This is a genomic window from Saliniramus sp., from assembly GCF_035311605.1.
In the GTDB taxonomy this organism is placed as follows: Bacteria; Pseudomonadota; Alphaproteobacteria; order Rhizobiales; family Beijerinckiaceae; genus Saliniramus.
In genome coordinates this window covers 1-9,257 of record NZ_DATGCW010000272.1, presented here as the reverse complement: position 1 = coordinate 9,257, position 9,257 = coordinate 1, and the positions used below count along the sequence as shown (strand labels likewise).

The following is a 9,257-nucleotide window of genomic DNA, read 5'->3' as shown; positions in this document are numbered from 1 at the left end:
CCGATCCTGTATCTGATCGGGGGCATGCTCACCGTGCTCGCCATCGCCATGCTGATTCCGGTAGGTGTCGATCTCTATGCCCATAACGAGGACTGGAAGGCCTTCGCGATCTCCAGCGCGATTACCTTCGCAGTGGGCATGCTGCTTCTGTATTTCGCGCAGGTGCAGCTGGATAGCGGCCTGACCCTGCGGCAGGCCTTCCTGCTCACGCCGATGGCCTGGCTCTCGGTGGTGCTCTTCGCCGCCCTGCCGCTCTACATCTCCGATTTCGAGCAGATGCGCGAGAGCTACGCCAACGCCTTCTTCGAGGCGATGTCGGGGCTGACCACAACGGGGGCGACGGTGATCGTCGGCCTGCAGGAGGCTCCGCCGGGCGTGCTGATCTGGCGCGCGATCCTGCAATGGCTGGGCGGAATCGGCATCATCGCCACCGCCATTGCCATCCTGCCGGCGCTGGGTGTCGGTGGCATGCAGCTGTTTCGCACCGAATCCTCCGATCGCTCGGAAAAGGTGCTGCCGCGCGTGCGGGAAGTGGCTGCCGCCATCACCACCATCTATGTCGGCTTCACCATTGCCTGCATCGCCGCCTACTGGCTTGCCGGGATGAGCGGTTTCGACGCCGTGGCGCATGCACTGACGACGATCTCGACAGCCGGCTTTTCCACGCATGATGCATCGCTGGGCCATTTCACCAATCCCGCGATCCACTGGATCGCGGTCTTCTTCATGATCGCCGGCGCCATCCCGTTCGTGCTCTATGTCCGCCTGTTCCAAGGCGAGACGGATACCTTGCGCAACAGCCAGGTGCGGGTGCTGCTCGTCTTCCTGCTGGTGATCGTGCTCATCATGACATTGTGGCTGAGTGTTTCCGGGCGTTTCGCGTTTCTCGATGCCTTGCGGCTTGCGTCCCTCAACGTCGTCTCCGTGGTGACCACGACGGGATTCGCCTCCGCCGATTACGGTGGATGGGGCAATGTGGCGATCGGCATCTTCTTCGGGCTGATGTTCGTCGGTGGCTGTACCGGCTCGACCACCGGGGGCGTGAAGATCTTCCGCTACGAGGTGATGGCCAAGCTCCTGCAGAGCTATTTCCGGCATCTTCTGTTTCCACGCGGCATTTTCCCGCGCACCTATGCCGGGCGAGAACTGCCCGACGACGTGATCCATTCCGTGGTGGTCTTCTTTTCGCTCTTCTTCATCTGCTACGGCGCCATCACCATCACCCTGATGGCCTTCGATCTCGATTTCCTCACCTCGGCCTCGGCGGCGGTGAGCGCGCTGTCGAATGTCGGTCCCGGCCTCGGCCCGATCATCGGACCGGCGGGCAATTACGCCACCCTGCCCGACGCGGTGAAATGGACACTGGCCTTCGCCATGCTGCTCGGTCGGCTCGAACTGTTCACCGTGCTGATCCTGTTCATGCCGCGCTTCTGGCGCGGTTGAGCGCGCTTGCCACGATTATACGGGCGTGATCACGCAGGCGAGAGCGCGGAATTTCTTGCACCGCAATCCATGCGGGTGAGTGATACTCATCGTGCGGCGCGGCGCTTGCGCGGCATGAACCGGGAGGCTTGGGCGGGTGCGGGCGCAGAATACGCTCATCGGTGTCGGCTGGATGCTCCTGACGACCCTGCTGCTCGCCAGCGTCACCGCCATCGTGCGCCATATCGGCGCGGATCTGCCCGCTGCCCAGGGCGCCTTTATCCGCTATGCAGCCGGCGCGCTGATGATGCTGCCCTTCATGGGCGCACTGCTGACACGTCGCCCCTCGGGCCGAATCCTGCATCTTCATCTCCTGCGCGGCGCGGTCCATGGGGTCGGGGTGATCCTGTGGTTCTACGCAATGGCGCGCATCCCGATGGCCGAAGTGACGGCTCTGGGCTATGTGGCGCCGATCTTCATCACCATCGGTGCGGCCCTGTTTCTCGGTGAGGCGCTACACATGCGCCGGGTCTTCGCGGTCTGCGCCGGAATCGCGGGCGCATTGATCATACTGCGACCGGGTTTTCAGGAGGTCTCGATCGGCCAGATGGCGCAGGTGGCCGCCGGCCCCTTCTTCGCCACATCCTTCCTGATCGCGAAACGCCTGAGCGGAACCGAGGATACAGCGGTGATCGTGGGGCTGCTCTCGGTCTTCTGCACCATCGCATTGGCCCCCGTGGCCGCAGTGCAATGGGTTGTCCCGAGCTTCGAGCAGGTCGCATGGCTGAGCCTCGTCGCGGCCTTCGCAACGGCCGGGCACTGGACCATGACAAAGGCCTTCCAGAACGCTCCGATCACGGTGACACAGCCGGTGCAGTTCCTGCAACTGGTCTGGGCGACGCTGATGGGCATCGTCCTCTTCGCAGAACCGCTCGACCCCTTCGTCATCCTGGGGGGCGGCATCGTTGTAGGAGCCGCGACCTTCATCTCGCATCGCGAATCCGTGCTCGCGCGCCGCGCAGCGAAGGCCGAGGAGGCCGCGACGCAGGCCGAGCCGGTCGCGATCGTGCGCCGGGAACGTGAAAAGACCTGAGGGGGAGACGATGAAGAAAATGCCCGCAGCCCTGCTCTTCGACGTGTTCGGCACCGTGGTCGACTGGCGCGGTTCGATCGCGCGCGAGGCGAAAATGTTACTCGCGACCAGAGGCTACACCCTCGACTGGGATGCCTTCGCCCGGGACTGGCGAGCGCGCTACCAGCCGGCCATGGAGCGGGTCAGATCCGGTGCGCGCGGCTTCGTGCGCCTCGACGTGCTGCATCGGGAAAATCTCGTCGAGACGCTGGAAGCCTTTGGCGTGACCGGTCTCGCCGAGGCCGAGATCGACCATCTCAACCGCGCCTGGCACCGGCTCGATCCCTGGCCCGACGCGCCCTCCGGGCTCGCGCGGCTCAAACGCGCGAGCATCATCGCCACGCTTTCCAACGGCAATATCGCGCTGATGGTGAACATGGCCCGCCATGGCGGTCTGCCCTGGGATGCGATCCTCGGCGCGGAGGTTGCGCGCGCCTACAAGCCGCAGCCCGAGGCCTATCTGCGCAGTTGCGAAGCGCTCGCCCTCGCTCCCGGCGAGACCATGCTGGTCGCCGCCCACAATTCCGATCTCGCCGCCGCCGCCGCGGCGGGCATGCGCACGGCCTTCGTCCTGCGTGCGCAGGAATACGGCGATCCCGGCCACGAGGATGCGCAGGCACGTGGTGATTACGATATCATCGCGAATGATTTCCACGATCTCGCCGAGAAACTCGGTATCGCCGCGAATTGAGGCACGCCCTAACGGCACGATCGTGGCATGCTGCAGATCCCGGCCCATTGCAGAACGCGAGCCCGTCAGATGCCCGATACGCTTTCCGACTTCCTGATCGACCAGCAGGTCACCTTCATCTATACACGAGACCTTCCGGCTGCGAGCCGGTTTCTGTCAGAGACGCTGGGGCTCGATCTGGTGCTGGACCAGTTCGGCATCTGCCATATCTACCGCGTCTCGCCGACATCATTCCTGGGCGTTTGCACCAATCGCGAGCCGCCGGAGAATCCCGGCGTGACCTGCACCTTCGTGGTCAACGACGTCGATGCTGCGCATGTATTCCTCTCAGAGCGCGGTGTGGTTTTCGACGGGCCGCCGCGCCTGTCGGAAAAGTTCAACGTCTATGCAACCTTCTTCGGCGGGATCGAGAATTATCGCTTCGAATTGCAGGAATTCCGTGATCCGGCCTGGCCGCGCCCGTGAAGCCGGCGGGCATCAGCCGCGTTCCCCCGCCGCCTCGAAATCGGCGCAGAGCAGATGCATGTCATCCAGACTGAGCGGTGCGTCGACCTGGGCGCAATACCCTGCGCGGGTATCGCGCTCTTGCAGATGGCGGCAATCCTGGCAGCAGCCGAAACAGGGCGCGCCGTGGCTGACGGCGATCTCGCCGGCGAGCCGGCGCATGGTCGCGATCAGGTTCTCACGCTGGTCAGCGGGCAGATCGGCGACGGCCTGTGCAAGGGCGCAGGCGCCATCCTCGGCCAGACAGGCCTCACCGGACGTCGTCAGCGCGAAGCGCACGCTGCGACGGTCGCGATCATCGCGCGCGCGGGTCAGCAATCCGGCTGCGACCAGTGATTTGATCGTCTGCGAGGCGGTGCCGCGTGTCGTGCCGTGATAGCGGGCAAAGGCCGAGGGTGTGCGTGAGAAGGGATTGGCGCGCGCCATGTAACGCAATGCCGCCCATTGCGCCGCGCTCAGACGCTGCACGGAATTGCGACCCTTCGCCTCCCCCGGATCCTCTCCGGACCGGGCAATCCGCGCCAGATGAACGATCAGATCCGCTGCGAGCTCGGCATCGGGCCCGCTGGCCATCGGTGCCGGTTCCGGCACATCGGACGCGAGCATCACTGGAGGGTTGCGTTTCATCGTGTCAATGTATCGTTTCGCTATCATATTGACAAGCGCCTGCAACGCCCCAATGTTTCAGATGTTACGGCTTTGCCGGACGCCGGATTCGCGCGGTGCAATCGCGAGGTGAGGTTTGTGGCGCCCCTCAATAGCATTGTTCCGGCGAATGTGCCGTAGATCAACGCTGACAACCCAACAGGTTCATCATGAAGCGTCAACAGGGCGAGAATGCCCCATCGACCGACGGGCCATCCGCTTCAGCGGAGAGCCGTAACGTCTTCGGCGAGCCGCTCGCGACCTGCTCGATCGCCCCGATGACGGGATTTTTCCGCGACGGCTGCTGCGAAACGGGTCCGGAGGATGTCGGGCGCCACGTGGTCTGCGCCCAGGTGACCCGGGAATTCCTCGACTATTCGCGTGCCCGCGGCAACGACCTGATGACGTCGCGCCCGGAATTCGGTTTTCCGGGGCTGCAACCGGGGGATCGCTGGTGCCTGTGCGCCGTTCGCTGGCGTGAGGCGCTGGAAGCCGGCGTCGCCCCGCCGGTCTCGCTCGCCGCGACGCATGAGCGCGCCCTCGACATCATCGATCTGCAGGAGCTGAAGGCGCATGCCCTCGACCTCACCTGAATTCCCGACGCAGGATACCGGGGCACTCGCAAACGATACCGCGATCGGCGGTTTCGTCTTCGACAACAGCTATGCCCGCCTGCCCGAGCGGTTCCACGCGAAGCTGCCGCCGGCACCCGTCGAAACGCCCCGCCTGATCCGCCTCAATCACGCCCTGGCCGAGGAGCTCGGCCTTGATGCGCAGGCGCTCGACTCGCCCCAGGGCGCGGAGATTTTCGCCGGGAACCGTCTGCCTCAGGGTGCGGACCCGCTGGCCATGGCCTATGCCGGCCATCAATTCGGCCATTATACGCCGCAGCTGGGCGATGGCCGCGCCATTCTGCTCGGCGAAGTGATTGATCGTGACGGTCGCCGCCGCGACATCCAGCTGAAGGGTTCGGGCCGCACGCCCTTTTCCCGGCGCGGTGACGGGCGCGCGGCGCTCGGGCCGGTCCTGCGGGAATATGTCGTCAGCGAGGCGATGCATGCACTCGGTGTCCCGACGACACGGGCACTGGCCGCAGTCACCACCGGCGAGCAGGTCGTGCGTGACGCGTTTCTGCCCGGCGGCATCGTCAGCCGCGTCGCATCGAGCCATATTCGCGTGGGCACGTTCCAGTATTTCGCCGCGCAGGGCGATCACGAGGCCGTGGCGCTCCTCGCCGATCACGCCATCGCCCGCCATTGCCCGCAGCACGCTGGCCAGCCGGACCGGTATATCCGCTTCTATCAGGAGGTGCTGGAGCGCCAGGCCGCGCTCGTCGCGCACTGGATGAGCCTCGGCTTCATCCATGGCGTGATGAATACGGACAATATGGCGATCTCGGGCGAGACCATCGATTACGGCCCCTGCGCCTTCATGGATGCCTATGATCCAGCGACGAAATTCAGCTTCGTCGATGAATACGGGCGCTACGCCTATGTCAACCAGCCGCGCATCGCGCCGTGGAATCTGGCGCGCCTTGCCGAAGCGCTGCTGCCGCACGTGGATGCGGATACCGAGCGCGGCATCGCCCGGCTCGGCGAGATCCTCGGCACATTTCCCGAGCGCTACCGCGAACACTGGCGCGCGCATATGCGGGCGAAGATCGGGCTCGAACGGGAGGCCGAGGGTGACGACGCGCTGATCGAGGATCTGCTCGAGGCGATGTATCAGGGCGGCGCCGATTTCACCCTGACGTTCCGGGGGCTCACTGACGCCGTCTTTGACGACGGGGCCGATGAGACGATCCGCGATCTGTTCGCGCAGGGTGATGCGATCCGGGCCTGGCTGCAGCGCTGGCGCGCACGTCTTGCGCAGGAGGCGCGCCCGCCGGGCGAGATCGCGAAAGCCATGCGCGCGGTCAACCCCTACGTTATCCCGCGCAATCACCGTGTCGAGGCCATGATCGACGCTGCCGTCATGCGCGATGATTTCGGCAAATTCGATGAACTGATGCGGGTTCTCGCCGAACCCTTTGCGGAAAAGCCGCAACATGCGGCCTATCAGACGCCGCCGCAGGCGCATGAGCGTGTGACGACGACTTTCTGTGGCACCTGAGACAAGCGGCGGGCGGCATGAGCCGCCCGTTATCGCCTCCCCTGTTCGTTCGCTTCAGATGATCCCGAAGAGTAGCAGCAGGATCACGATCGGCAGGGGGATGCCGAGAATCCTCAATATCGGGAAGCCACAATAATCCACCATGCAGCATGGCCTGGTCTCTTCATATCTGTTGAGCCGGGCCAACCCAGGGCGTGTACCAGGGTTCCCTGTTCTGCGCACAATGCCGTCGGCGCGGCATTCCCATCTACGACCCACTTGCTGCGCCCAATTGCGGCATCTACTTGCGCGCAAAATTGTTTTAAGCTTAAACTATATTGTGATCGCAGAAGCCGGGAAACGGGCGCGCGACGAGGGGATAGCATCATGAAGATCGCCGTCATCGGTGGCGGGCCGGCGGGCCTGTATTTCGCGATCCTGATGAAGAAGCAGGATCCCGCTCACGAGATTACCGTGCACGAGCGCAACCGCCCGGATGATACATTCGGCTTCGGCGTGGTCTTCTCCGATGCGACGCTCGACAATTTCGAGGCCTACGACAAACCGAGCTACGAGCGCATCACCCGGGAATTCGCCTATTGGGATGACATCGCCATCCATTTCAAGGGCGAGAGCTTCCGCATCGGCGGCAACGGCTTCTGCGGCTGCTCGCGGCGCACGCTGCTGCTGATCCTGCAGGAGCGCGCCCGGGAACTGGGCATCGCACTCGTCTTCGAGAGTGAGATCGACGACGAGCGCGCGCTCGATGCCGATCTCGTCGTGATCGCCGACGGCATCAACAGCCGGTTTCGGGCGCGTCACGAGGATCATTTCGGCACGCAGGTCGATCTGCGGCCCAACAAGTTCACCTGGATGGGCTCGACGAAGCCGCTCGACGCCTTCACCTTCATCTTCCGCGAGACGCAATGGGGCCCCTTCATCGCTCATGCCTATCAATACGAAGCGGGGCGCTCCACCTGGGTTTTCGAGACCGATGCCCAGACCTTCGCGCACGCGGGCCTCGACGCGATGGACGAGGCGCAATCGGCGAAGCTGATGGAGGAGATCTTCGCCGACGCGCTTGACGGGCACCCGGTCATCACCAACCGTTCGATCTGGCGCAATTTCCCGATGATCCGCAATGCGCGCTGGGTCAAGGACAACATGGTCCTGCTCGGCGATGCCAAGGCGAGCGCGCATTTCTCCATCGGCTCGGGCACCAAGCTGGCCATGGAGGACGCGATCCATCTCTACGAATGTTTCCGCAAGGATGGCAGCGTGGCCGGCGCGCTCGATCGCTTCGAATCGACGCGCCGCGAGGAGACCGAGAAGACCCAGCACGCGGCGGATGTGTCGCTGGTCTGGTTCGAGCATGTGGCGCGGTTCTGGAATTTCCATCCCGTGCAATTCGCCTTCGGCGTGATGACCCGCGCCAAGGCGATTACCTATGACAATCTGCGCCTGCGCGCGCCGGGATTTGTCGCGTCGATCGACCGGCATTTCGCGCAGCAGGTGCGCGAAGCCGGCTTCGATGTCGACACGCAGGATCCGCAAGTACCGATGTTCCAGCCGTTTCGCCTGCGCGAGATGGTGGTGGGAAACCGCGTCGTGATGAGCCCGATGTGCATGTATTCGGCCACGGACGGCCTGCCCGGCGACTGGCACCTGGTGCATTACGGTTCGCGCGCCATCGGCGGGCCGGGGCTGATGTTCACCGAAATGACCTGCGTCTCGCCGCAGGCGCGGATCACGCCGGGCTGTACCGGTCTGTGGAACGACGCGCAGCAGGAAGCCTGGACCCGCATCGTCGATTTCGTCCATGCCAATTCCGATACGAAGATCTGCCTGCAACTCGGCCATGCCGGACGCAAGGGCGCGAGCAAGCTGATGTGGGAGGGCATGGACCGCCCCCTCGAAGAGGGCGCCTGGGACATCGCCTCCGCCTCCCCCATCCCGTATTTTCCCGACAGCCAGGTCCCGCGCGAGATCACCCGCGAGGAGATGGACCAGGTGACGGCGCAATTCGTCGCGGCGACCCGGCGCGGCGAGGCCTGCGGCTTCGACATGCTCGAACTGCATTGCGCCCACGGCTATCTGCTGGCGAGTTTTCTCTCGCCGCTCACCAATACCCGAACCGACGCCTATGGCGGCAGCTTGGAGAACCGCCTGCGCTTTCCACTGGAAGTCTTCACCGCAATCCGCGAGGCCTGGCCGGCGCACAAGCCCATGTCTGTGCGCATCTCCGCCACCGACTGGGCCGAGGGCGGCATCACCGGTGACGATGCGGTGGCAATCGCGGAGGCCTTCGCGCAAGCCGGGGTCGATCTCGTCGATGTCTCCACCGGCCAGACCGTGCGCGAGGCGCGTCCGATCTTCGGGCGCATGTTCCAGACGCCGTTCTCCGACCAGATCCGAAACGAGGCGCATGTGGCGACGATGTGCGTGGGCAACATCACCGATGCCGATCAGGTCAACACCATCCTCGCGGCGGGGCGCGCCGATCTGGTGGCGCTGGGGCGCCCGCATCTCACCAACCCGTTCTTCACCATGCAGGCGGCGGCCTGGTATCAGGCCGAGAAGATGCCCTGCCCGCCGCAATATCAGCCCGGCCAGGAGCAGATCATGCGCAATGCCGTGCGCGAGCGTGCCGATCTGGAAGATCTGCGCATTCGTGGGAAGCCCAAAACCCGCGCGGAGCTGAAGATGCGTGCCTGAAGCGCCGTCGATCGTCTGGGGACGTCAGTCCATCCCGGCCATTTCCAGAACGATCGC

At 64.5% G+C, this 9,257-nt stretch carries 8 protein-coding genes; 7 read left to right on the top strand and 1 reads right to left on the bottom strand.

Annotated elements, in window-relative coordinates; translation table 11 throughout:
- The 4 genes from VKP01_RS12380 to VKP01_RS12365 form a co-directional block, all read left to right on the top strand.
- On the top strand, positions 1–1,443 hold a 1,443-nt coding region (locus VKP01_RS12380), incomplete at its 5' end, for a TrkH family potassium uptake protein (RefSeq protein ID WP_324412725.1).
- Positions 1,444–1,579: 136 nt separating this feature from the next.
- On the top strand, positions 1,580–2,515 hold the full coding sequence (locus tag VKP01_RS12375) for a DMT family transporter (RefSeq protein WP_324412723.1): 936 nt from the start codon (positions 1,580–1,582) through the stop codon (positions 2,513–2,515).
- A gap of 10 nt (positions 2,516–2,525) precedes the next feature.
- Positions 2,526–3,245, top strand: coding sequence for a haloacid dehalogenase type II (locus VKP01_RS12370; protein ID WP_324412721.1), 720 nt, complete (start codon positions 2,526–2,528; stop codon positions 3,243–3,245).
- 69 nt (positions 3,246–3,314) lie between these two features.
- A complete protein-coding gene (locus tag VKP01_RS12365; protein ID WP_324412719.1) occupies positions 3,315–3,710 on the top strand; it encodes a VOC family protein in 396 nt (131 codons plus the stop codon).
- A 12-nt stretch (positions 3,711–3,722) separates the two neighbouring features.
- On the opposite strand, the gene VKP01_RS12360 is transcribed toward VKP01_RS12365, so the two are convergent.
- Positions 3,723–4,322: a MarR family winged helix-turn-helix transcriptional regulator gene (locus VKP01_RS12360; protein WP_324412717.1), complete on the bottom strand. Its 600-nt coding sequence runs from the start codon at positions 4,320–4,322 to the stop codon at positions 3,723–3,725.
- Positions 4,323–4,564: 242 nt separating this feature from the next.
- Between VKP01_RS12360 and VKP01_RS12355 the strand changes: the two genes are divergently transcribed.
- From VKP01_RS12355 to VKP01_RS12345, 3 genes are all read left to right on the top strand, one after another.
- Positions 4,565–4,987 (top strand): DUF2237 family protein, encoded by a 423-nt coding sequence (locus tag VKP01_RS12355; RefSeq protein ID WP_414706575.1) that lies wholly within the window; start codon positions 4,565–4,567, stop codon positions 4,985–4,987.
- The gene (locus VKP01_RS12350) at positions 4,968–6,506 is read left to right on the top strand and encodes a protein adenylyltransferase SelO (RefSeq protein ID WP_324412715.1); all 1,539 of its coding nucleotides are present in this window, start codon (positions 4,968–4,970) and stop codon (positions 6,504–6,506) included. Before VKP01_RS12355 ends, VKP01_RS12350 begins: the two co-directional genes overlap by 20 nt.
- Positions 6,507–6,872: 366 nt before the next feature.
- Positions 6,873–9,200 carry a bifunctional salicylyl-CoA 5-hydroxylase/oxidoreductase gene (locus tag VKP01_RS12345; protein ID WP_324412713.1) on the top strand — a complete coding sequence of 776 codons (2,328 nt, stop codon included), beginning with the start codon at positions 6,873–6,875 and terminating at the stop codon, positions 9,198–9,200.
- Positions 9,201–9,257: the final 57 nt, after the last annotated feature.